Here is a 23,713-nt window from a genome sequence, read left to right as displayed (position 1 = left end):
GGGCCTGCGTTGCCTGCGGGCCCTCGCGTCAGCCGGCGGAACGCCTGGCGCGGGCCCGCGCCATGGCGGCGGCGATGGCGGCCTGCTTGGCATCTCCGGGCGGCGCCAAGGATGAGGCCGCCCCTGCGTCGGCTGAGGCCGTAGCGGGCTCCGGGGTCGGCAGCAAGGCGGGTGCCGCCTGTGCGTCACGGGCCAGCCGCTGGGTGCGGGCCGCGTAGCGGTCCCGGGCGTGCCCGGCCTGTGCCGCGGACCAGGCGGCCCAGCCGGTCGCGCTGCCGCTGGCGTTTTCCAGCACGATGCAATCGACCGGGCACACGGGAATGCACAGTTCGCAGCCCGTGCAATGGTCCTCGATCACCGTGTGCATCTGCTTGTTGGCCCCCAGGATCGCGTCCGTGGGGCAGGCCTTGAGGCACAGCGTGCAGCCGATGCACCAGGCCTCGTCGATGAACGCCACGGCGCGCGGCCCTTCGGTGCCGTGTTCGGGCGACAGCGGCCGCACTGGCCGCTGCGTGAGGGCGGCCAGGCGTTCCACGCCTTCGGCGCCACCGGGCGGGCATTGGTTGATGCCGGCCTCGGCCCTGGCGACCGCCAGGGCATAGGCCGCGCAATCGGGGTAGCCGCAGCGGGTGCACTGCGTCTGCGGCAGCACCGCATCGATGCGCGCCGCGAGCGCGCGGACGGCGTCCGCGGCGGGGGTCAAGCCTTGCGGGGCGCGCGCTTGGCGCGCGGCGCGCTGGCGGCGGCGGTGGCCGCGGCCTTCAGCCCGGCTGTGTCCGCGTGCACGGCCGCCGCAGCACCGGTGCGGCGGCGCGGTGCGTCGTCGCTGGGCAGGGGCGTGGTGCCGGTGTCGGCCGCGTGGGCGGGCTCATGGGCCAGGATGAAGTCGCGCACCTGGGGGTACACCAGCTCACGCCAGCGGCGGCCGCTGAAGATGCCGTAGTGGCCCGCGCCCTTCACTTCGTAGTGGCTGCGGTTCTTCTGGGCGATGCCGGTGCACAGGCTGTGCGCGGCCTCGGTCTGGCCGGAGCCGGAGATGTCGTCCAGCTCGCCTTCGACGGTGAGCAGCGCGGTGGTGTGGATGTCCTGCGGGCGCACGCGCTCGGGCTGGCCTTCAGGGGCGCGCACATCCCAGGTGCCGTGCACGAGGCTGTAGTCCTGGAAGACGGTCTTGATGGTTTCCAGGTAATAGTCCGCATCCATGTCCAGCACGGCGTTGTATTCGTCGTAGAACTTGCGGTGGGCCTCGGCGCTGGCGTCGTCGCCCTTGATGAGGTCCTTGAAATAGTCGTAGTGGCTGGTGGCGTGGCGGTCGGGGTTCATCGCCACGAAGCCGGTGTGCTGCAGGAAGCCGGGGTACACGCGCCGGCCCGCGCCGGGGAAGCTGTCGGGCACGCGGTAGATCACGTTGTTCTCGAACCACTCGTAGCTGCGGTTCGTGGCCAGGTTGTTCACCGCGGTGGGGGATTTGCGCGCGTCGATGGGCCCGCCCATCATGGTCATGGACAACGGGGTGGTCTCGCCGCGGCTGGCCATGAGCGACACGGCGGCCAGCACCGGCACCGTGGGCTGGCACACGCTGACCACGTGGCAGTTGCCGTAGCGCGACTGCAGGTGGCGGATGAACTCCTGCACGTAGTTCACGTAGTCATCCAGATGGAAGGCACCGTCGGCCAGCGGCACGAGGCGGGCATTCTTCCAGTCGGTGATGTAGACCTTGTGGCCCTGCAGCATGGTGCGCACGGTGTCGCGCAGCAGCGTGGCGTAGTGGCCCGACAACGGCGCCACGATCAGCACGGCGGGCTGCTGCTTGATGTGGGTGAGGGTGGCGGGGTCGTCCGAGAAGCGCTTGAAGCGGCGCAACTCGCAAAAGGGCTTGTCGATCTCCACCCGTTCGTGGATGGCGACATCGGTGCCCTCCACGCTGACGGTGTGAATGCCGAACACCGGCTTCTCGTAATCCTTGCCCAGGCGGTACAGCAGGTCATAGCCCGCGGACATGCGCTGGGCGAAGACCGTCTGGCTGAAGGGCGACACGGGGTTGCTGTAGAGCTTGGAGGCGGTCTGGGCAAAGTCCGCGAACGGCTCCATGAGCGAACGCTGGGTTTCGTAGATGTTGTAAAGCATTTGGCGCGAAACTCCGGATATGTTGCAGTGCAATATAGCAGTACAACGCAACCCCTGTATGGCGTGAAAGTACTGACAACGAGTCACCTATGCGACAAATGGAAACAATTGTCGCGTGACGGAAGGCTGTTTGTTTGCTATTAAAAATATAGCGCTATGCCCTGGTGATGATTACGCTGAGGGCTGTTTTGGTGGTGGTGCCGGAATGCGCCGTCAGGCCTGTTCTTTCAGCCATGCCTCGAACGCCTCGCGCGAACTGTTGCGCAGGGCCCGTCGGAACGTGGTGCGGTCGCCCAGGTAAAGGCAGTGGCGGATGACCGTGTAGGCGTTGAAGCTGCCCTGCGGGTTGTGGTCTTCGAAGTGCTGCTTGTAGCGTTTGACGGTGCCGATGGTGGCGCGCATCAGGGTGTTGAAGCGGGCCCGGGTGATGGTGGGCGACCATGCGCGGATGTCTTCCACGAACAAGTCCACCTTGTGCGGCTCGAAGTCCTGGTCCTTGAAGAAGTGGTTCGCGATCTTGAGGAACGTGAACGCATTGAGCTCGCTGCCCGGCGCCTGCGCCTTCTCGGCGGGGGCCGACTCCAGGTCGGTGTCGTCGTCGGGTTCGGCGGTTTCGTCGGGTGCCTGCCGCAGTTCGGCCTCGGTCGCGTCGCGGATCTGCAGGAACTCGCGGTCGGCCAGCTCGAACAGGGCCGACAGCACATTGATGCGCCGCTTGAGCTGCCCGGGGATCGATTTCTTGTACTTGATCTTGTGGTCCAGCACGCTCCAGGAGTCCTGGATGATCGTGCGCACCTGCAGCTCGAACGGCTGGTGGGCATAGGCCGCGTGTTCGGCCAGGGCTGCCTGGGTCGGCGTCAGCCGCAGGTCCAGGTGCAGGCCCTTGTAGCCGAAGGAGTCCTCGGTGCTCTCCACCGCCGTCACCTTGTCGGTCACGTCGATCACGTCGAAGTGCGATCGCACGGCCTGCGCCACCTTTTCCAGCTCGTCCTCGTACAGGCACACCACCCGCACGCCGATCAGGTCGGTGATGTAGGGGCGGATTTCGTAGGGGGTGTTGCTTTCTTCCAGCGCCGCGCGGTACTTGCGCGAGAACTTGTTCACGCATTCGCGGCGGTCCTTCACGCGCCCCTCGACCTTGGTGATGTCCAGGTGGGGCGTGCGCGAGAGGATGGCCTGCAGCAGCGCCATATAGGAGGCGCAGGCGTACTGCAGCGCAGGCAGTTCCTGGGCATAGGCGGCTTCGAAGCCTTTTTCTTCCCGGGAGAAATCGAGCGAGGGCATGGGCAAAAAGAAACGGTGCTTGAGGGCGGTGGCCTCCACGGCGGGCCACCGTCCGAGCCGCCATCGTAGTCCAACTGCATTGCCCGGGCCTGGTGCCCGGAACGGCGCCGGCCGTGCCGGCCGGATTTACCGCGTGGCCGCCAGTTCGGCCGAGGTGTCCAGGGCGGCCGGGGCGTCGGAAGGCGCGCCGCGCTGCGGCGCCTGCGCGAGGGCCATCACCTCGTGCGCGGGCAGGCCCTTCAGCCGGTGGTCGCTCCACACCTGCCGCCAGCGACGCGCGCCCGGCAGGCCGTGGCGCAGCCCCAGCATGTGGCGGGCGATCGAATACCAGTGGGTGCCATGCAGCGCTGCCTCGCGTGCCATGTAGTCCACCATCGCAGCCTCGACCCCCTCGCGCGTGAGGGCGTTGTCGGCGGCGCCGAAGTAGAGCGCGTCCCAGCGCGCGAGCCACCAGGGGTTGTGGTACGCCTCGCGCCCCACCATGGCGCCATCGACCCGGCCCAGCGCATCGGCCACGGCCTCGTCGGTGGCCAGGCCGCCGTTCAAGGCGATGGTGAGGTGCGGAAAATCGGCCTTCAGCCGCTGCACCACGTCGTAGCGCAGCGGCGGGATCTCGCGGTTTTCCTTGGGCGACAGGCCCTTGAGCCAGGCGTTGCGCGCATGGACGATGAACACGTTGCAGCCCGCATCCGCCACGGTGCCGATGAAGTCGCGCACGAAGCCGTAGTCTTCGCTCTGGTCGATGCCGATGCGGTGTTTGACCGTGACCGGCACGTCCACCACATCGACCATGGCCTTCACGCCGTCGGCCACCAGTTGCGGCTCGTTCATCAGGCAGGCGCCGAAAGCGCCGCGCTGCACGCGCTCGCTGGGGCAGCCGCAGTTGAGGTTGATCTCTCCGTAGCCCCATTGCGCACCCAGCCGCGCGGCCTGGGCCAGATCGGCCGGCTCGCTGCCGCCCAGTTGCAGGGCCACCGGGTGCTCCTCGGCGTTGAAGCGCAGGTGCCTCTCGACGTCGCCATGGATCAGCGCGCCGGTCGTCACCATCTCGGTGTAGAGCAGCGCATGGCGGCTCAGCAGGCGGTGCAGGTAGCGGCAGTGGCGGTCGGTCCAGTCCATCATGGGCGCGACGGACAGGCGCCAGGGACTGTAGGGAGCGGTGGACATGGGCACGGACAGAAAAAGCGGCAGGCAGGGGAGACAGGGCTGGGGGAAGGGCAGGGCGCATTATCCCATCGGACAGGGGAAGACGGATTCGAAGGGAAATGCGCCCATGCCGTCGGATTGATTGCCTGTGTTGCTATGCAATCAGGAGCAAACGGCAGCACCTTCAGTCGCCGGCGCCCCGCCGGTCGATCTTGCGGCTGAGCACGATGCTGGTCTGCGTCTGGTGCACGCCCTCCAGCTGGCCGATGCGGTCGAGCAGCGCATCGAGCTGTTCATGGCTGGTGCAGCGCAGAAACACGAGGTAGTCGAACGAACCGCTCACGGCCGAGACCTCTTCCACCTCCGGCAGCGCACCGAGCATGCGCAGCACCGCTGGCGAGGCCTTGGGCAGCACGCTCAGGCTGCACCAGGCGCGCACGGCCTGCGCCTGCAGCGGCGCGCCCAGCCGCACGCCGTAGCCGGCCACGATGCCCTCTCGCTCCAGCCGGGCGATGCGCGCGACGACGGTGGTGCGCGCCAGGCCCAGGCGGCGGGCGAGCAGCGCGGTGCTTTCGCGCGCGTTGGCTTGCAGCAGGCTGAGCAGGCGGCGATCGGTGTCGTCCATTTCGTTGGCCATGGCGGGGTCCTTTGGAGCAGGGCTGCGAATGCGTCAGTCATTTTCGTCGTTTCGGCGAATGAATGAAGCAAATACGACGTTTTGCACGCTACACATCGACAGCATCGGCGCCTAGCATGGCTGCATCCATCCCTTCGTTGCAACCCCCTTGAGGAGACCGCCATGCCTTCCACCCCATCGACCCATCGCATCGCCATCCTGGGCGCGGGCCACATCGGTTTTGCCATGGCCGTGCTGCTGCAGGAGGTGGGCGAATACCAGATCACCGTGGCCGACCGGGACCCCGAGGCGCTGGCCCGGGTGGCGGCGCTGGGCGTCGGCACCGTGCTGCTGCAGGACGATGGCGCCCTGGAGGCGGCGGTGGCCGGGCAGTTCGCCGTATTGAATGCGTTGCCGTTCCACCGCGCCGTGCCGGTGGCCACGCTGTGCGCCCGCCACGGGGTGCACTACTTCGACCTGACCGAAGACGTGCGCAGCACCCAGGCGATCCGTGCCCTGGCGCAGGACGCCCGCAGCGTGCTGATGCCGCAGTGCGGGCTGGCGCCGGGCTTCATCGGCGTGGTGGGCAACGATCTGGCGCGGCGCTTCGACACGCTGCACGACCTGCGCATGCGTGTGGGCGCGTTGCCGCGCTACCCGCTGGGCGCGCTGCGCTACAACCTGACGTGGAGCACCGAAGGCCTCATCAACGAATACTGCAACCCCTGCGAAGCCATCGTGGACGGCCAGCCTACCACCGTGGCGGCGCTGGACGGACTGGAGACCTTCGCGCTCGACGGGGTGGAATACGAGGCCTTCAACACCTCGGGCGGGCTGGGCACCCTGCCCGAAACCTGGGCCGGCCGGGCCCGCCGCATGGACTACCAGTCGATCCGCTATCCGGGGCACTGCGCCATCCTGAAGCTGCTGCTGAACGACCTGCGCCTGCGCGACCGGCGTGACCTGCTCAAGGACATTTTCGAGGCCGCCATTCCGGCCACCGAGCAGGACGTGATCGTCGTCTTCGCCAGTGCATCGGGCCTGCGCGGCGGGCGGCTGGTGCAGGACGCGTACTCGGCACGCATCGTCGGCGCCACGGTGGGCGGGCACGCGCTGAATGCCATCCAGCTGACCACGGCGGCCAGCATCTGCGCGGCACTGGACCTGGTGGTGCAGGGGCGGCTGCCGCAGTCCGGGTTCATCCGGCAGGAGCAGATCGCGCTGGGGGATTTTCTGGGCAATCGCTTCGGCCGGGCCTATCGCGATCACGCGCTGGCGCAGGCTGAAGGGGCAACTGCCGCCTGAACCGGAGCGAAGATGGACCGGGGACGGGGAGGGCTGCGCAGTTCGCGGGGCGGCATCTCGGTTCGCCCACGGTCGCTCCGGACCGCGGCGGGCGCAGTGGAATACCGGCCTCGGTTTCCTCCTCCATTCCATGCGCCGGTGCCAGGGTCTGCGCCCAACCCCCCGCCCGCGTGCATCACCCGCGCACCTCTGATCGATGACCACGGCATTTTTCCGACAGCCACTTCCAGCGACGGCACCGCCGCATTCGGTGGGCGCGCCCACTCCGCAAGGCCCTCCACCCGGTGCCCCGGTACGCATCCCGATGCGGCACAGCACGGCAGGGCCGTTGCACGGGTTGGCTGTTCAACGGCCGCCGCGCCTCTCTACCGGCTCCGAGCCGATGCGGGCCCGTCTGGCGGCCCCAACGGTGATCGACATGGCCTCGGTCGATATCGCCGATGCCCTTTGGGTGGTCGATCTGCCGCACGCCGGCGGCGCCCGCAGCCTGCCGTCCAGGGCCACGCAGGCCTTGCAGCGGGCGGTGCTGGAGGGCATGCGGGATTTCGCGGGGCAGGCGTACACCGTGGATTTCGACGAGATCACCGGCCGGGGCGGCATGCGCTTCGCCGCCGATCAGTCCAGCGCGGCCACCAAGTGCTGGGACCACCTGGAGCACCCGCAGGTGCTCGCGGTCGTGCTGGGGTTTGCCGGCACACGCATGGAAGACCGCGACGATCTGATGTGCGACCTCAAGTCGCAGATTCCCCGGCCCCATGCCAATCCGCTGGACCCGGGCCTGCCTGACCTGGGACAGGTGGGCAGCGGTTGGCAGGAGCGGTGGCATGCCGAAGCGCTGGCGCCGCGTGCCAATGGGCTGGATCTGGGCGGCCTGCTGATGCGCTATGCCGGCATGGCGCGGGACAGCGGCAAGGCACTGTCGGTCTCGGTGGTGGGACACAGCCTCGGGGCGGCGGTGGCCACGCTGGCCAGCTTCGACATCGCGCATTTTCTGGACGCCAACGGCGCGCGTGGCAAGGTCAGCACCTACGCCTTCAACCCGCCGCGCCTGGGGATGGAGGCCGTCGCGCAGCGCTACGTCGCCCCGAAGACCGCAGGGGGCATGGCCTTTGCGCTGCGCCAGTTCACCCGGTCGCTGGACCCGATCCAGTCCATGCCGATGCTCATGCACCACCCGGGCTGGGTGGCGTCGGCACAGCCAGGGACCTATTCCGCGGCAGGCAATCCCCGGATCGTCACTTACCAGGACCGATGGGCGGATCGGATCAACCTGTCCGCCAACCACGAGCTGCCCCAGTGGCAGCCCGTGATCGCATCGGCCATGCATCCGGTGGACCTGGAGCACCTTTTCAGCGCGCCTTAGGGGCAGGCGCGGGAGTCGCCACTGCCGCCGGCGCTCGGTACCTAGCGGCCGGATGCGTACAGCGGCGCCTGCACCATGGGTTCGGCGCCCTGGAACCGTCGGCAGTGGTTCTTGCCGTTCTGCTTGGCCTCGTACATGGCGTGGTCGGCCTGGCGCAGCAGCAGGTCTGGGTTGTCGCCGTCCAGCGGGTAGATGCTCAGGCCGATGCTGGCCGAGACGAAGCCCTGGCCGTGCGGCAGCGGCACGGGCTGGTGCACGGCCTGCAGCACCCGTTCCAGCAGGGGGGCGCAGTCGTCGGGGGACTGCAGCCCGCCGATCAGCAGCACCATTTCGTCGCCGCCCAGCCGCGCCAGCGTGTCCTCGGCGCGCAGATGCGACTGGATGCGCCGGCCGACCTCGATGAGCAACTGGTCGCCGGCGGCATGGCCGTGCTGGTCGTTCACGCGCTTGAAGCCGTCGAGATCGAGATAGCACACGGCCAGCAGTTCGCGGTGCCTTTGCGCATGGGCGATCGCCAGCACCAGCCGGTCGGCCAGCAGGCGGCGGTTGGGCAGGCCGGTGAGGCTGTCGTACAGCGCGATGTGCTCCAGCTCCTGCTCGTGCGCCTTGATCTGGGTGATGTCACTGATGACCACGATGTAGTGGTGCGGGTAACCTTCGTCGCCCAGCACCGCCGCGATGGACACGCGCTGCGGCAAGGCTCCCTGCGGGCTGCGCCCGAGCAGTTCCCCCTGCCAGTAGCCCTGGGCCTGCACGGCATGCCATACGCCAGGAAAGTCGGGGTGGGGCGCGGCGGCGTAGAGCGTCTGCACGTGGCGGCCGAGGACTTCAGTGCGGGACTCGCCCATCATCCGCTCGAAGGCGGGATTGGCATCCACGATGGCACGCTCGGCGTCCAGGATGAGCACCGCTTCGTAGCTGTGCGCGAACACGCTGGCGGCGATGCCCAGCCGCATCTCTGCTTCCTTCACGCCGCGCAGGTCGGTGACGAACCCCACGAACATCGGGCTCCCGGGTGCATCGGCGCGCCCGATGGCCAGCCGCAGCGGGAAGGTGCTGCCGTCGCGGTGCAGCCCCAGCACCTCGCGGCCCGTGCCGATGATGCGCGCCTCGCCGGTCTCCAGGTAGCGGCGCAGGTAGCCGTCGTGGGCGGCGCTGTCGGGCTGCGGCATGAGCATGCGGATGTTGCGGCCCAGCACGTCGGTGGGCGGCCAGCCGAAGATGCGCTCCGCCGAGCGGTTGTAGCTTTGGACCGTGCCTTCATGGTCGATGGTGATGATGCCGTCCACCGCCGTGTCCACCAGGGCGCGCAGGCGCGATTCGCTGCGGCGCACCTTGCGGTACATGTCGCGGTAGCGGATCAGGCCGTTGGCCACGCCCGCGAAGATTCCCACCCCGGCCGTCACCAGCGCCACCATCACCGCGAGCGCCTGCGTCCAGGCGTGGCTGTCCGGCATTTCCGGGTCGGCCTGCCCGACAAAGCGGGCAGCCGCCATGGCGGTGTAGTGCATGCCCGAGATCGCCATGCCCATGATGCTGCCCGACAGCACGGTGGCCTGCCAGTTGGACATGCCGCTGCGCTGGTGTACCGTGAAGCGCACCCACAGCGCCAGCACGGCCAGGACGACCGCCACCACGATCGATGCGGCGAACCAGGCCGGGTCGTAGCGCAGGTCAGGTGCCATCCGCAGGGCTTCCATGCCGGCGTAGTGCATGGCGCCGATGCCCGCGCCCACGAGCAATCCGCCCATGGCCAATTGCCGCCCGGTGACCTCCTGGCGGGCCAGCACGGTGAGCGCCACCCAGGAGGCGGCCAGGCCCGGCAGCATCGACAGGAGGGTGATGCCCACGTCGTATTGGACCGCCACGCACAGGGTGAAGGCCAGCATGCCGATGAAGTGCATGGCCCAGATGCCCGCCCCCAGCGCGACGGCGGAAGTGGCCAGCGCCATCGTGCGGTGCACCGGTTCGTGGGTCAGCCGGGCCTGCCCCGCCAGGTGCAGCGCGAGGGTCGACGTGGCCACGGCCACCGCGACCGACAGCAGCACCAGCCACGGATCGTGCTGTGCCACCAGCAGGTCGGCAGGGGACTCTCCCAGCAAGAAAAACCGCTCCAGCATGCAAGCTCCTCCCATGTGTCACCGGCCTTGGCCGTGGGGGATGGCTACCGCACGCGCGCGGTGCCATCGTTTATGGACAACGGGTGCATCATGAAGGCGATATCCCTGCGGGGCAAGCGCCGGGTGTCTCAGGGGACGCGGCCCGCAGGCCGCGGCACGGCTCAGGCGGCAGCCTGTAGCCCGTTGGAGAAGTGCTCGCGCATGGCGCAGGCGGCGGCCTGCGCGTCGTGTGCCTGCAGCGCGGCCAGCACCCGGCCGTGTTCGCGCAGCGATTCCTCGATGCGGCCCTGCTTGAGCAGCGAGTTGTGGCGGTTGAGCTTCATCACCTTGCGCAGGTCGGCCACCATCTGGTTGCGCCAGCGGTTGTCGGCCATCTCCAGCACCCGCATGTGAAAGCGCTCGTTCACCGCGAAGAAGCGCTCGCGGTCGGCCACGCTGGCGGCCAGCTCGCGGTGCAGTCCTTCCAGCTCGCGCAGCTGTTCGGCCGTGGCGCTGGCGGCGACCACGCCGGCCGCATCGCTCTCCAGCAGCGCCAGCAGGTGGTACACGTCGCGCAGGTCCTTGTCGGACACCTCGGTCACGTAAGCGCCGCGGCGGACCTTCATCGTGACCAGCCCTTCGGCGGCGAGCACCTTGAGGGCCTCGCGCAGGGGGGTGCGGCTGATGCCGAACTCCTCGGCGATGCGCAGCTCGTCGATCCAGCTGCCGGGCTGCAGCTCGCGCCGAAAGATGCGCTGGCGCAGTTGCTCCGCCACCTCTTCGTAGAGGGCGCGGGGGGTGAGGGTGGCGGCTGACATGGCGGGAATGTACCGCAGAAAAACTATAAATTAATAATTACAGATTGGGTTAGACTCGCTTCACTGTGCCAAATCGTTGCAGCGCCACCGCGCTTTTCTCGCCAACCGTGAAGCCTTCCCAGATATGAGCAGCAACACCCCATTCCCCTCTTTCGCCCCCGCAGACCTCGCCGCGTGGACCCGGGCCGCCGCCAAGTCGGCCCCCGGTGGCGATGTCGCGGCGCTGAACTGGGTGACGCCCGATGGCATCACGGTCAAGCCGCTCTACACAGCCGAGGACACGGCGAATCTGCCTTACGCCAACACGCTGCCAGGCTTCGAGCCCTACCTGCGCGGCCCGCAGGCCACGATGTACGCGGTGCGGCCCTGGACGATCCGCCAGTACGCGGGCTTTTCCACGGCCGAGGAGTCCAACGCCTTCTATCGCAAGGCACTGGCTGCCGGCGGTCAGGGGGTGAGCGTGGCGTTCGACCTGGCCACGCACCGCGGCTACGACAGCGACCATCCGCGGGTCACGGGCGACGTGGGCAAGGCCGGCGTGGCGATCGATTCGGTGGAGGACATGAAGATCCTCTTCGACCAGATTCCGCTGGACAAGGTGAGCGTGTCCATGACGATGAATGGCGCCGTGCTGCCGGTGCTGGCCGGCTACGTGGTGGCCGCGGAAGAGCAGGGCGTGCGGCAGGACCAGCTGTCGGGAACCATTCAGAACGACATTCTGAAAGAGTTCATGGTGCGCAACACCTACATCTACCCGCCCAAGCCCTCGATGCGCATCATCGGCGACATCATCGGCTACACGGCGCGGAACATGCCGAAGTTCAATTCCATCTCCATCAGCGGCTACCACATGCAGGAGGCGGGCGCCAACCAGGCGCTGGAGCTGGCCTTCACCCTGGCCGATGGCAAGGAGTACGTGAAGACGGCCATCGCCTCGGGACTGGACGTGGACGAGTTCGCCGGGCGCCTGTCGTTCTTCTGGGCGATCGGCATGAACTTCTACCTGGAGGTGGCCAAGATGCGCGCCGCGCGCCTGCTGTGGTGCCGCATCATGAAGGCCACCGGCGCCAAGAACCCCAAGAGCCTGATGCTGCGCACCCACTGCCAGACCAGCGGCTGGAGCCTGACCGAGCAGGACCCCTACAACAACGTGGTGCGCACCACCATCGAGGCCATGGCCGCGGTGTTCGGCGGCACGCAGAGCCTGCACACCAATGCGCTGGACGAGGCCATCGCGCTGCCCACCGAGTTCTCGGCCCGCATCGCCCGCAACACGCAGCTCATCATCCAGGAAGAGACCCACATCACCAGCGTGATCGACCCCTGGGCCGGCAGCTACATGATGGAAAAGCTCACGCAGGACATGGCCGATGCCGCGTGGACCATCATCGAAGAGGTCGAGGCCATGGGCGGCATGACCCAGGCGGTGGACAGCGGCTGGGCCAAGCTCAAGATCGAGGCCGCGGCCGCCGAGAAGCAGGCGCGCATCGACTCGGGCAAGGACGTGATCGTGGGCGTCAACAAGTACAAGCTGCACAAGGAAGACCCGGTCGACATCCTGCAGATCGACAACGTAAAGGTGCGCGACGGGCAGATCGCGCGCCTGAAAGCCATCCGCGAAAAACGCGATGCCGCGCAGGTGCAGCAGGCGCTGGACGCGCTCACGGCCGCGGCGGAAAGCGGCGAAGGCAACCTGCTCGACCTGGCCATCCAGGCGATGCGCCTGCGCGCCACGGTGGGCGAGGTGTCCGATGCGTTGGAGAAGGTCTATGGCCGCCACCGGGCCGACACGCAGAAAGTGACGGGCGTGTATGCCGCCGCCTACGACTCGGCCGAGGGCTGGGAGCAGCTCAAGGCCGAGATCAACGAGTTCGCCGAGGCCGAAGGCCGCCGCCCGCGCGTGATGATCGCCAAGCTCGGCCAGGACGGGCACGACCGCGGTGCCAAGGTGGTGGCCACGGCCTTCGCCGACCTGGGATTCGACGTGGACATGGGCCCGCTCTTCCAGACCCCCGAGGAATGCGCGCGCCAGGCCATCGAGAACGACGTGCACGCCGTGGGGGTCTCCACCCTGGCGGCGGGGCACAAGACGCTGGTTCCGGCCATCATCCAGTCACTCAAGGACCAGGGCGCGGACGACATCATCGTCTTCGTGGGCGGCGTGATTCCGGTGCAGGACTACGACTTCCTCTACGAAGCGGGCGTGAAGGGGGTCTATGGCCCCGGCACGCCGATCCCGGCCAGCGCCAAGGACGTGCTGGAGCAGATCCGCAAGGCCTTCGCGGCATGACGACGGCGACCGTCGGCCGGGCGCCCGCGCGCATGGCATGGCGCCGCGTGGAGGTGCCGCATTGACCGCCCCCGCATTCACCTGGCATCCGGTGGCCGAAGCGGACTTCGAGCCCATGCTGGCGCTGCGCACCGCGGCCATGCGCGAGAGCCTGGAGCGCGTGGGCCGCTACACGCCCGAGCGCTCGCGCGAGCGGCTGCGCGCGGCTTTCACCCCCGAGCACATGCAGCACCTGGTCGCACCCGACGGCCGGCGCATGGGCTTCGTCACCGTGCGGCCCGAGGGCGGCCGGGCGCTGCGGCTGCAGCACCTGTACCTGCACCCGGACTGGCAGGGCGCCGGCGTGGGCGCCGCCGTGCTGGCCCAGGTGCAGGACCGGGCGCGCCGCGAAGGCGCCGTGCTGCGCGTGACCGCGCTGCAGCGCAGCGATGCCAACCGCTTCTACCAGCGCCACGGCTTCGTGCAGACCGGCGAGGAAGGCGTGGACGTGCACTACGAGTGGCGGCCCGAAGAGGGGGCCGAATGAGCGCGCCCCGGCCTTCGACCGCTTCTTCTACGGGGGCTTCGCCCCATCGGCCACCTTCGGCCGGCGGCTGGCTGGACGGCATCCTCCACGGCGCCCAGGCCGTGCAGCGCCGGGCCATGTCCAAGGCGATCACGCTGCTGGAGTCGACCCGTGCCGACCACCGCGCGCAGGGCGACGAGCTGCTCACCGCCTTGCTGCCGCACACCGGCCAGTCGTTTCGCCTGGGGATCAGCGGCGTGCCCGGCGTGGGCAAATCCACCTTCATCGAAGTGCTGGGCCTGCACCTCATCGGCCTGGGCCACCGCGTGGCGGTGCTCACCATCGACCCGTCGTCCACCGTGTCGGGCGGCTCCATCCTGGGCGACAAGACCCGCATGGAACACCTGTCCATGCACGAGAAGGCCTACATCCGTCCCAGCCCGTCCAGCGGCACCCTGGGCGGCGTGGCCGAGAAGACGCGCGAGGCCATGCTGGTGTGCGAGGCCGCCGGCTACGACATCGTCATGGTGGAGACCGTGGGCGTGGGCCAGAGCGAGATCGCCGTGGCCGGCATGACCGACATGTTCGTGCTGCTGCAGCTGCCCAACGCCGGCGACGATCTGCAGGCGATCAAGAAGGGCGTGATGGAGATCGCCGACCTGGTCGTCATCAACAAGGCCGACATCGACCCGCACGCCGCCACCCGCGCCGAGGCGCAGATCACCTCCAGCCTGCGGCTGCTCAGCCAGCACGGCAACCCCGAGCGCTCGCTGGGCCACCCCCGCCACGCGCCGGCAGCGGGCCACGGCGCGGTGCCGGCCGAAAGCGAGCCGGCTCCGGCCCCGGCCGATGCCGCCCCCTGGCAGCCCAAGGTGCTGCAGATCAGCGCGCTGCAGGGCCAGGGCCTGCAGGCCTTCTGGGCCGCCGTCAGCCAGTTCCGCCAACTGCAGACCGCCAGCGGCCGGCTCGCCCGCCGCCGTGAAAGGCAGGCCCTGGCCTGGATGTGGGAGCGCATCGAGGCGGGCCTGCGGCACGCGTTCCGCCAGCACCCCGAGGTGCGGGCGCTGCTGCCCACGCTGCAGGCGGACGTGGCGGCCGGGCGCATCGCCGCGTCCACTGCCGCACGGAATCTGCTCGCAGCACAAGAAAACTCCCGGCATACCGCTATTAAATAAATAGCAAAAGAATCACCACCGAAAGAGCGACCCATGCAAGACATCCTCGAACAACTGGAGCAAAAGCGCCAACTCGCCCGCCAGGGCGGCGGTCAAAAGCGCATCGACGCGCAGCACAAGAAGGGCAAGCTCACCGCGCGCGAGCGCATTGAGCTGCTGCTGGACGACGGCACGTTCGAGGAATGGGACATGTTCGTGGAGCACCGCTGCACCGACTTCGGCATGGAAGGCCAGAAGATTCCCGGCGACGGTGTGGTGACCGGCTACGGCATGATCAACGGCCGCCTCGTCTTCGTCTTCAGCCAGGACTTCACCGTGTTCGGCGGCGCGCTGTCGGAAACGCATGCCGAGAAGATCTGCAAGGTGATGGACCAGGCCATGAAGGTGGGTGCGCCGGTGATCGGGCTCAACGATTCGGGCGGCGCGCGCATCCAGGAGGGCGTGGCCTCGCTCGGCGGCTATGCCGACGTGTTCCAGAAGAACGTGCTGGCCAGCGGCGTGATCCCGCAGATCAGCATGATCATGGGCCCTTGCGCCGGCGGCGCCGTGTACTCGCCCGCCATGACCGACTTCATCTTCATGGTCAAGGACAGCAGCTACATGTTCGTGACCGGCCCCGAGGTGGTCAAGACGGTCACCCACGAGGAAGTCACGGCCGAGGAGCTGGGCGGCGCCGGCACCCACACCACCCGCAGCGGCGTGGCCGACATGGCGTTCGAGAACGACGTCGAGGCGCTGATGATGCTGCGCCGCCTGTACAACTACCTGCCGCTGAACAACCGCGAAAAGCCACCCGTGCGACCGAGCAACGACCCGGCCGACCGCATGGACCGCAGCCTCGACACCCTGGTGCCCGAGAACCCGAACAAGCCCTACGACATGAAGGAGCTGATCACCAAGGTGGTGGACGACGGCGACTTCTTCGAACTGCAGCCCGACTACGCCAGGAACATCGTCATCGGCCTGGCGCGCATGGAGGGTCAGACCGTGGGCATCGTCGCCAACCAGCCGCTGGTGCTGGCCGGCTGCCTGGACATCAAGAGCAGCATCAAGGCCGCGCGCTTCGTGCGGTTCTGCGACGCGTTCAACATCCCCGTGGTCACCTTCGTGGACGTGCCCGGCTTCATGCCCGGCACGTCGCAGGAGTACGGCGGCATCATCAAGCACGGCGCCAAGCTGCTGTACGCCTATGCCGAGTGCACCGTGCCCAAGATCACCGTCATCACCCGCAAGGCCTACGGCGGCGCCTACGACGTGATGAGCTCCAAGCACCTGCGCGGCGACGTCAACCTGGCGTGGCCCAACGCCGAGATCGCGGTGATGGGCGCCAAGGGCGCGGTGGAGATCATCTTCCGCGAGGACAAGAACGACCCCGCCAAGCTCGCCGCCCGCGAGGCCGAGTACAAGCAGCGCTTTGCCAACCCCTTCGTGGCCAGCGCGCGCGGCTTCATCGACGATGTGATCCTGCCGCACGAGACGCGCAAGCGCATCTGCCGCAGCCTGGTCATGCTGCAGGGCAAGAAGCTGGAGAACCCCTGGCGCAAGCACGGGAACATTCCGCTGTGAGCGATGCACGCCCCATGAAAACCGTCTGGATCGTCGATGGCGCCTACCTCTTCAACTACGGCAAGGGCCGGCCCTTCGACTACCTGAAGCTCAAGAACGAGATCACGCGCCTGAACGGCGGGCCGATCCACGAGAGCTACTACCTGAACTCGGCGAGCGATCCATCCACCGATGCCCAGAACGCGTTCCACTCCTGGATCAAGACCGCGCCGCCCATCGGGCCGAAGTTCCGGGTGCAGCTCTACAAGCTCAAGCGCATGCACGCCAACTGCCCCAACTGCAGCCACCAGTTCGACCGGTCGGTGCAAAAGGGCGTGGACGTGGGCATCGCCACGCTGATCATCAAGCTGGCGGCCCAGAACGTGTACGACCGGCTGATCCTCTCCGCCGGCGACGGGGACTTCGAAGACGCCATCTCCTACGTGAAGTCCGAGCTGCACAAGGAGGTGTGGGTCTCGGGCTCCACCTCCAACCTCTCGCCCGACCTGCAGTCGTACTCGGACAACGTGCTCTGGATGGAAGACATGAGCCCGGCCATCGACCGGCACGCATGAGCCCCGTCCCGCGAGACAGACAGACGAAAAAGACGCAAGACACCGCCCGTTAGAACACCTCCACTCCCCAACACCATGTTCACCAAAATCCTGATCGCCAACCGGGGCGAAATCGCGTGCCGGGTCATCGCCACCGCCAAGAAGATGGGCATCGCCACCGTGGCGGTGTATTCCGATGCGGACAAGGAGGCGCGCCACGTCAAGCTGGCCGACGAGGCCGTGCACATCGGGGCGGCGCCCAGCCGCGAGAGCTACCTGCAGGCCGACCGCATCATCGCCGCCTGCAAGCAGACCGGGGCGCAGGCAGTGCACCCGGGCTACGGCTTCCTGTCGGAAAACGAAGCCTTCGCCAAGCGCGTGGAGGAAGAGGGCATCGTCTTCATCGGCCCCAAGCACCATTCCATCGCCGCCATGGGCGACAAGATCGCCTCCAAGAAGCTGGCGAACGAGGCGCAGGTCAGCACCATTCCGGGCTGGAACGACGCCATCGAATCGGCCGAGCGCGCGGTGGAGATCGCCCGCGACATCGGCTACCCCGTGATGATCAAGGCGTCCGCCGGCGGCGGCGGCAAGGGCCTGCGCGTGGCCTACAACGACAAGGAGGCGCTGGAGGGCTTCACCTCGTGCCGCAACGAGGCGCGCAACAGCTTCGGCGACGACCGCATCTTCATCGAGAAGTTCGTGCAGGAGCCGCGCCACATCGAGATCCAGGTGCTGGGCGACAGCCAGGGCAACGTGATCTACCTGAACGAGCGCGAATGCTCCATTCAGCGCCGCCACCAGAAGGTGATCGAGGAGGCGCCGTCCCCCTTCATCTCCGACGCGACGCGCAAGGCCATGGGCGAGCAGGCCGTGGCCCTGGCCAAGGCGGTGAACTACCAGAGCGCTGGCACGGTGGAGTTCGTGGTCGGCAAGGACCAGGACTTCTACTTCCTGGAGATGAACACGCGCCTGCAGGTGGAGCACCCGGTGACGGAATGCATCACCGGCCTGGACCTGGTCGAGCTGATGATCCGCGTGGCGGCCGGCGAACCGCTGCCGCTCACCCAGGCCGACGTCCGGCGCGATGGCTGGGCCATCGAGTGCCGCATCAACGCCGAAGACCCGTTCCGCAACTTTCTGCCCTCCACCGGCCGCCTGGTGCGCTTTCAGCCGCCAGAGGAGTCGATGTTCCAGGCCGACACCACCAAAAAGCTGGGCGTGCGGGTGGACACGGGCGTGTACGAGGGCGGCGAGATTCCCATGTATTACGACTCGATGATCGCCAAGCTCATCGTGCACGGCCAGGACCGGGAGGACGCCATCCACAAGATGCGCGCCGCGCTCAACGGGTTCGTGATCCGCGGCGTGGGCAGCAACATCCCGTTCCAGGCTGCGCTGCTGGCCCATCCGCGTTTCGTGGCGGGCGACTTCAACACCGGCTTCATCGCCGAGAACTACAGTCAGGGCTTTGCCTCGCAGGACGTGCCGCACGACGATCCGCTGTTCCTGGTGGCGCTGGCGGCCTACATGAACCGCCGCTACCGCGCGCGTGCCTCGGGCATCAGCGGGCAGCTGGCCGGCCACAACGTGAAGGTGGGCGAGCAGTTCGTGGTGGTGGTGATGGGGCACGAAGGGCGCAACGAGCACCACGCGGTGTCGGTGACGGACTTCCAGGGCAGCTCGGGCTCCAGCGCCGTGTCGGTGGGCGGCAAGAGCTACCAGATCGGCAGCGCGGCCACGCTCGGCCAGATCCGCGTGCAGGGCCAGTGCAACGGCGCGGGCTTCACCGCACAGGTCGAGCGCGGCACGCCGCGCAGTCCGCTGGCGCTGCGCATCTCGCACAACGGCACGCAGATCGATGCCATTGTGCTGTCGCCCCTCGGCGCTCGCCTGCACCAGCTCATGCCGTACAAGGCGCCGCCGGACCTGAGCAAGTTCCTGCTGTCGCCCATGCCCGGGCTGCTGGTCGACGTGGCGGTGCAGCCGGGCCAGGCGGTGCAGGCTGGCGAAAAGCTCGCGGTGATCGAGGCCATGAAGATGGAGAACATCCTGTTCGCCACCCAGGACGGCATCGTGGGCAAGGTGGTCGCCGGCAAGGGCGAGTCGCTGGCGGTGGACCAGGTGATCCTGGAATTCCAGTGATCTTCGTGCGCGGTGTCGCGGGCGGGGTGGGCAGGGCCCGAACCGGCCGGCACCGCGTGGCGCATGCCTGGGGGTGGCACGCTGTGGATCAGGACCATTTTGGCCTGCGGCGCATATTCCACTAGGGCATATTGCTATAAAAATCATAGTAAAACGTTTTTTGGAATCCGCATGGCAAATCCCATCACCGCACGTCCGTTCAAGGTCCTCGGCATCCAGCAAGTCGCCATCGGCGGCACCGACAAGGAGCGCATGAAGGCGCTGTGGGTGGACATGCTGGGCCTCGAACAGACCGGCACCTTCCGCAGCGAGCGCGAGAACGTCGACGAAGACATCCTGGCCATGGGCCGGGGCGCGCATGCGGTGGAGGTGGACCTGATGCAGCCGCTGGACGTGGACAAGAAGCCGGCCGTGCACACCACGCCGCTCAACCACATCGGCCTGTGGATCGACGACCTGCCGCGCGCGGTGGAATGGCTCACCGCCCAGGGCGTGCGTTTCGCGCCGGGCGGCATCCGCCAGGGCGCCGCGGGGCACGACATCACCTTTTTGCACCCCAAATCCAGCGCGGAGTTTCCGATCGCGGGCGAGGGGGTGCTCATCGAGCTGGTGCAGGCCCCTAAAGACGTGATCGCGGCGCTGGGCTGACGAATCGGCAGGCATTGCCTGCCGCCCTCCAGCGGCATTGGCGCCAACTGCACGCAACTCCGGGCATGGCTGCGCGGTGGGTCGAGGTGTTTTCGGAAAGATGGCCATGGTTTCGCGACAGAAGGCGACACGGGTTTTGCGCCTGTGCGATCGTGCGGGCAATGTCGCGCAACCTCGCTTAAAAAGCCCGATCGCGGGCCGGCCGTTGACGGTAGATAACGGCACTCCATCGTGCTCGGGTTTGTGAGGCCTGGATCTGGATTTGCGCCGCCGGCTCCGCCAGAATCTGCGCCTGCCACGACCGGCCAGATGCCGGACTGCCGAAAAACCAGACGAGAAAGGGCCCACCCACCATGCCAACCACCGCTGTCCCACCCACCCCCGCCGCGGCGCAAGCCGTGCAACTGCACCGCCGCCCGCCAGTCGCGCAGGTGCCCGCCGGGCCCTGGTCCGTCGAGGCCATCCAGGCGCTGCTGGACAAGCCGTTCATGGACCTGATGTTCCAGGCCCAGAGCGTGCACCGCGAGCACTGGCCTGCCGGCGACATCGAACTGGCCACGCTGCTGTCGGTCAAGACCGGTGGCTGCCCCGAGAACTGCGGCTATTGCCCGCAGTCGGCCGAGTTCGACACCGGCGTGAAAGCCGAGAAGCTGATGAGCGTGCAGGAAGTCACGGCTGCGGCCCAGGCCGCCAAGGATGCCGGTGCCACCCGCTTTTGCATGGGCGCCGCCTGGCGCGCGCCCAAGGACCGCGACATCGAAAAAGTGAGCGAGCTGATCGGCGCCGTCAAAGGGCTTGGCATGCAGACCTGCGCCACGCTGGGCATGCTCGAATCGCACCAGGCGCAGGCGCTGAAGGACGCCGGGCTCGACTACTACAACCACAACCTGGACACCGCGCCCGAGTACTACACCGACGTGGTCAGCACCCGCGCCTACCAGGACCGGCTCGACACCCTGCAGCACGTGCGCGGCGCCGGCATCAGCGTGTGCTGCGGCGGCATCGTGGGCATGGGCGAGGCGCCCGTGCACCGCGCCGGCCTGCTCGCCCAGCTCGCCAATCTGAATCCTTACCCCGAGTCGGTGCCCATCAACAGCCTGGTGCGCGTGCCTGGCACCCCGCTGGCCGACAGCAAACCGGTGGACCCGCTCGACTTCGTGCGGGTGATCGCCGTGGCGCGCATCACCATGCCCAAGGCCCGCGTGCGCCTGTCGGCCGGCCGCCAGCAGATGGGCGATGCCGTGCAGGCGCTGTGCTTCATGGCGGGCGCCAATTCGATCTTCTATGGCGACAAGCTGCTGGTCACCGGCAACCCGGAGGGCGAGGCCGATGTGAAGCTGCTCGCCAAGCTCGGGCTGAAGGGCCACCGCACCACCCGCACCGAAACGGACGAACTGCCACTGCAGGCCTGACCGTCCCTGCCGCTGCCGCGCGGCCGCCGCTCACGCCTTCGGCGTGAACTGCAGCAGGCGCATGGCGCCCGCGATCGACACCGCCGCGCCGGCATAGCCCTCCCAGGGGGTGTTGCCGGTGCGCAGCCGCTCGTCCACATTGCGCACGGTCCACTCTGCGCTGCCCGTCAGGGTTTCCAGCTCCTTCCAGGCCAGCGGCACCGAGATGCCCAGGCCCGGCCGCGAGCGCGCCGACCAGGCGCAGACCGTGGTGGCGCTCAATCCGTTGCGCAGGTAGTCCACGAACACCTTGCCCACGCGATTGCGGGGCCCGCTCTTGGCCACGAACAGGGCCGGAATGGTGCGGGCCATGTGCTGCACGATGGCCTGCGAAAACGCCTTGACCGTATCCCAGTCGTGCCGCCGCTGGATGGGGACCACCACGTGCAGGCCCTTGCCGCCGCTGGTCTTGAGGAACGACGGCAGGCCGAGTTCGGTGAGCATCACGCGCATCAGGGTGGCCGCCTCCTGCATGCGGTCCCAGGCCAGGCCCTCGCCGGGATCGAGATCGAATGTCATGCGGTCGGGCCGGTCGATGCGGTCCTTGCGGGCATTCCAGGTGTGGAACTCCACCGTGTTCATCTGCGCAGCGGCCAGCAGGCCCTGCGGCCCCACCACCTCCAGCAGCGGCGGATGGCCGGGATAGAGCGAGGCCTTGAGCGGCTGCACGCCCTGCAGGCTGCCTTGCTCCTGGTGGCGCTGAAAGAACAGCTCGCCACCGACACCGGCCGGCGCCCGCACCAGCGAGACCGGTCGCTGGTGCAGGTGCTCCATCATCAGCGGCGCCACCAGCGCGTAATAGCGCACGAGATCGAGCTTGGTGGTGCCCGATTCCGGGTCGATGACGCGCTCAGCGTGGGTCACGCGCAGGGTGTCCGCTCGCGCGGTCGAGGGCTTGGGGCGGGTGGCGGCCTTGGCCAGCGCCTTGGCGGGAAGAGGGCGCTCGTGCACGATGTCCTTGGCGGGCTTGTCGTCCCGCAGGCCTCGGAACACGGCGTGGCGGATGCGTTCGCTGTGCGTCCAGCTGGCGAAGGCCACCTCCGCCAGCAATTGCGGCCGCACCCAATGCACCTTGGCCGCGCCCCGGGCTGCGTTGGCGAACGGGCTCTTTGAGGTCGTCAGCGCCTCCAGGCGCTCGCGCAACTGCGCCAGGCTGCGCTCGTTGAACCCAGTGCCGACATTGCCCACGTAGCGCAGGCTCCCGTCTTCGTCCTGCACGCCCAGCAGCAGCGCGCCGATGCCGTTGCGCGTGCCCCTGGGCTCGGTGTAGCCGCCGATCACGAACTCCTGGCGCTGGCCGCATTTGAGCTTGATCCAGTCCGCCGAGCGTTGCGAGACGTACGGCCCGCTCCTGCGCTTGCCGATCACCCCTTCGAAGCCGAGCCGGCAGGCCGAGGCGATGAGCTGGCCCGGGGCCGCATCGAAGGCCTCGCTGAAGCGCACCGTCTGGCCCTCGCCCTCGGGAAGGATGGCGCGCAGGGCCTCGCGGCGGTCGGTGACGGGCAGCGCGCGCAGGTCCGCCCCGTTCACGAAGGGCAGGTCGAACGCATAGAACACCAGCCCTGCCGCCGTGCCGTTCTCGAACGCGTTCTGCAGCGCCTGGAAGTCCGGCATGCCCTGGCGGTCCATCACCACGATCTCGCCATCGATCCAGCCGCTGTCGATGGGAAGCGCCTTCAAGGCCGTCACGAGGTCGGGCATCTTGTGGCCCCAGTCGTTGCCATTTCGGGTGAACAGCCGCACCTTGCCATGGTCGATGCGCGCGAGCAGCCGGTAGCCGTCGAACTTGAGTTCGAACAGCCAGTCGGCCAGATCGGGCGGCGGGCCCTGGACCAGCGTGGCGAGCTGGGGTTTGAGCTCGGCTGGCAACGGGGCCTTGACCGCTTGGGCGGCTTTGGCGCCTCGGGCGGCCTTCTGTGCCCGTGCCTTGCCGGGCCGAGGTGCCTGGCCTGGCACGCCTGGCAGATCGGGCAGGGCGCTCACGCTGTCGGGCATGTCTTGCACCACCTCGAACTCGGCCGCCGGGCGCTCCAGTCCGTCGTGCTCCTTGATCAGCAGCCATGCGGGCTGCCGCTCCTGCTTGGCCCCCCGGGAGCGCATTCGCACCAGCGTCCACCGCCCCTGCAGCTTGTGGCCGTGGATCTCGAACTTGAGCTTGCCGGCCCGGTAGCCCTTCACCGGATCTTCCAGCGGCACCCAGTAGCCCTTGTCCCAGATGATGACCTTGCCCGCCCCGTACTGCCGCGCCGGAATCTGCCCTTCGAACTGGTTGTAGGCGATCGGGTGGTCCTCCACCTGCACCGCCATGCGCTTGTCGGCCGGATCGAAGCTGGGCCCCTTGGGCACGGCCCAGCTTTTCATGGTGCCCTCCAGCTCCAGGCGCAGGTCGTAGTGCAGCCGGGTGGCCCAGTGCTTGTGCATCACGTAGCGCAGCGCATCGGCGGGCACTTCGGCCCCTCCGCGCGGCTCGGGGGTGATCGAGAAGTCGCGCTTTTGTTCATACAGCGACAGGGCGTCGGGGGTGGTGGGGGTGCGGGTCATGGGGTCGGGTCAGGCACACCCTGCCGCTTGGCGGCCGGCCTGGCGGCATTGTCGGATGCGCGGGTGGAGGGTTTCGCCACGGTCGGTGGTTGCTGGTGTTT

17 protein-coding genes and 1 pseudogene are annotated in these 23,713 nt (G+C 68.1%); 10 read left to right on the top strand and 8 right to left on the bottom strand.

The window, feature by feature from the left end:
- Window positions 1-28: 28 nt before the first annotated feature.
- The 5 genes from rsxB to AVME950_RS20020 form a co-directional block, all read right to left on the bottom strand.
- Window positions 29-703 carry an electron transport complex subunit RsxB gene (gene rsxB / locus AVME950_RS20040; protein WP_284431148.1) on the bottom strand — a complete coding sequence of 225 codons (675 nt, stop codon included), beginning with the start codon at window positions 701-703 and terminating at the stop codon, window positions 29-31.
- Window positions 700-2,127 carry a polyhydroxyalkanoate depolymerase gene (locus tag AVME950_RS20035; RefSeq protein WP_284431147.1) on the bottom strand — a complete coding sequence of 476 codons (1,428 nt, stop codon included), beginning with the start codon at window positions 2,125-2,127 and terminating at the stop codon, window positions 700-702. The genes rsxB and AVME950_RS20035 overlap by 4 nt, the downstream gene beginning before the upstream one ends.
- Before the next feature lie 213 nt (window positions 2,128-2,340).
- The gene (locus AVME950_RS20030) at window positions 2,341-3,411 is read right to left on the bottom strand and encodes a GTP pyrophosphokinase (protein ID WP_284431146.1); all 1,071 of its coding nucleotides are present in this window, start codon (window positions 3,409-3,411) and stop codon (window positions 2,341-2,343) included.
- A gap of 126 nt (window positions 3,412-3,537) precedes the next feature.
- On the bottom strand, window positions 3,538-4,578 hold the full coding sequence (gene dusA, locus AVME950_RS20025) for a tRNA dihydrouridine(20/20a) synthase DusA (protein ID WP_284431145.1): 1,041 nt from the start codon (window positions 4,576-4,578) through the stop codon (window positions 3,538-3,540).
- A 163-nt stretch (window positions 4,579-4,741) separates the two neighbouring features.
- Window positions 4,742-5,194: an Lrp/AsnC family transcriptional regulator gene (locus AVME950_RS20020; protein WP_284431144.1), complete on the bottom strand. Its 453-nt coding sequence runs from the start codon at window positions 5,192-5,194 to the stop codon at window positions 4,742-4,744.
- Between the two features lie 162 nt (window positions 5,195-5,356).
- Here AVME950_RS20020 and AVME950_RS20015 point away from each other — a divergent pair, with 162 nt between their 5' ends.
- Together AVME950_RS20015 and xopAP are read left to right on the top strand one after the other, a co-directional pair.
- Window positions 5,357-6,478 carry a saccharopine dehydrogenase family protein gene (locus tag AVME950_RS20015; RefSeq protein WP_284431143.1) on the top strand — a complete coding sequence of 374 codons (1,122 nt, stop codon included), beginning with the start codon at window positions 5,357-5,359 and terminating at the stop codon, window positions 6,476-6,478.
- A 382-nt stretch (window positions 6,479-6,860) separates the two neighbouring features.
- Window positions 6,861-7,841 (top strand): XopAP family type III secretion system effector, encoded by a 981-nt coding sequence (gene xopAP, locus AVME950_RS20010; RefSeq protein WP_284431142.1) that lies wholly within the window; start codon window positions 6,861-6,863, stop codon window positions 7,839-7,841.
- Window positions 7,842-7,882: 41 nt separating this feature from the next.
- On the opposite strand, the gene AVME950_RS20005 is transcribed toward xopAP, so the two are convergent.
- Entirely contained in the window at window positions 7,883-9,961 is a 2,079-nt protein-coding gene (locus tag AVME950_RS20005; protein ID WP_284431141.1) for a sensor domain-containing diguanylate cyclase, read from the bottom strand.
- Window positions 9,962-10,122: 161 nt separating this feature from the next.
- Window positions 10,123-10,758, bottom strand: a complete 636-nt coding sequence (locus tag AVME950_RS20000) for a GntR family transcriptional regulator (protein WP_284431140.1) — start codon at window positions 10,756-10,758, stop codon at window positions 10,123-10,125.
- A 124-nt stretch (window positions 10,759-10,882) separates the two neighbouring features.
- Here AVME950_RS20000 and scpA point away from each other — a divergent pair, with 124 nt between their 5' ends.
- The 8 genes from scpA (at window position 10,883) to bioB (ending at window position 21,032) form a co-directional block, all read left to right on the top strand.
- Window positions 10,883-13,048 carry a methylmalonyl-CoA mutase gene (scpA, locus tag AVME950_RS19995; RefSeq protein WP_284431139.1) on the top strand — a complete coding sequence of 722 codons (2,166 nt, stop codon included), beginning with the start codon at window positions 10,883-10,885 and terminating at the stop codon, window positions 13,046-13,048.
- Window positions 13,049-13,109: 61 nt separating this feature from the next.
- A complete protein-coding gene (locus AVME950_RS19990) occupies window positions 13,110-13,574 on the top strand; it encodes a GNAT family N-acetyltransferase (protein WP_349817242.1) in 465 nt (154 codons plus the stop codon).
- The gene (gene meaB, locus AVME950_RS19985; protein WP_502869430.1) at window positions 13,571-14,728 is read left to right on the top strand and encodes a methylmalonyl Co-A mutase-associated GTPase MeaB; all 1,158 of its coding nucleotides are present in this window, start codon (window positions 13,571-13,573) and stop codon (window positions 14,726-14,728) included. Before AVME950_RS19990 ends, meaB begins: the two co-directional genes overlap by 4 nt.
- A gap of 33 nt (window positions 14,729-14,761) precedes the next feature.
- Entirely contained in the window at window positions 14,762-16,294 is a 1,533-nt protein-coding gene (locus tag AVME950_RS19980) for an acyl-CoA carboxylase subunit beta (protein ID WP_272569492.1), read from the top strand.
- 14 nt (window positions 16,295-16,308) lie between these two features.
- Window positions 16,309-16,848, top strand: a complete 540-nt coding sequence (locus tag AVME950_RS19975; protein ID WP_272569491.1) for an NYN domain-containing protein — start codon at window positions 16,309-16,311, stop codon at window positions 16,846-16,848.
- A 75-nt stretch (window positions 16,849-16,923) separates the two neighbouring features.
- Entirely contained in the window at window positions 16,924-18,972 is a 2,049-nt protein-coding gene (locus tag AVME950_RS19970; RefSeq protein ID WP_284431137.1) for an acetyl-CoA carboxylase biotin carboxylase subunit, read from the top strand.
- A 171-nt stretch (window positions 18,973-19,143) separates the two neighbouring features.
- Entirely contained in the window at window positions 19,144-19,620 is a 477-nt protein-coding gene (locus AVME950_RS19965) for a VOC family protein (RefSeq protein ID WP_284399723.1), read from the top strand.
- A gap of 353 nt (window positions 19,621-19,973) precedes the next feature.
- Window positions 19,974-21,032: a biotin synthase BioB gene (gene bioB / locus AVME950_RS19960; protein ID WP_284431136.1), complete on the top strand. Its 1,059-nt coding sequence runs from the start codon at window positions 19,974-19,976 to the stop codon at window positions 21,030-21,032.
- Window positions 21,033-21,062: 30 nt separating this feature from the next.
- Here the strand turns inward: bioB and ligD are convergent.
- Window positions 21,063-23,629, bottom strand: a pseudogene (gene ligD / locus AVME950_RS19955) (DNA ligase D).
- Window positions 23,630-23,713: the final 84 nt, after the last annotated feature.

This window comes from Acidovorax sp. SUPP950 (assembly GCF_030158935.1).
GTDB lineage: Bacteria > Pseudomonadota > Gammaproteobacteria > Burkholderiales > Burkholderiaceae_C > Paracidovorax.
Note: the sequence above shows the minus strand (reverse complement) of the source record. Positions and strands in the feature narration are given on the sequence as shown.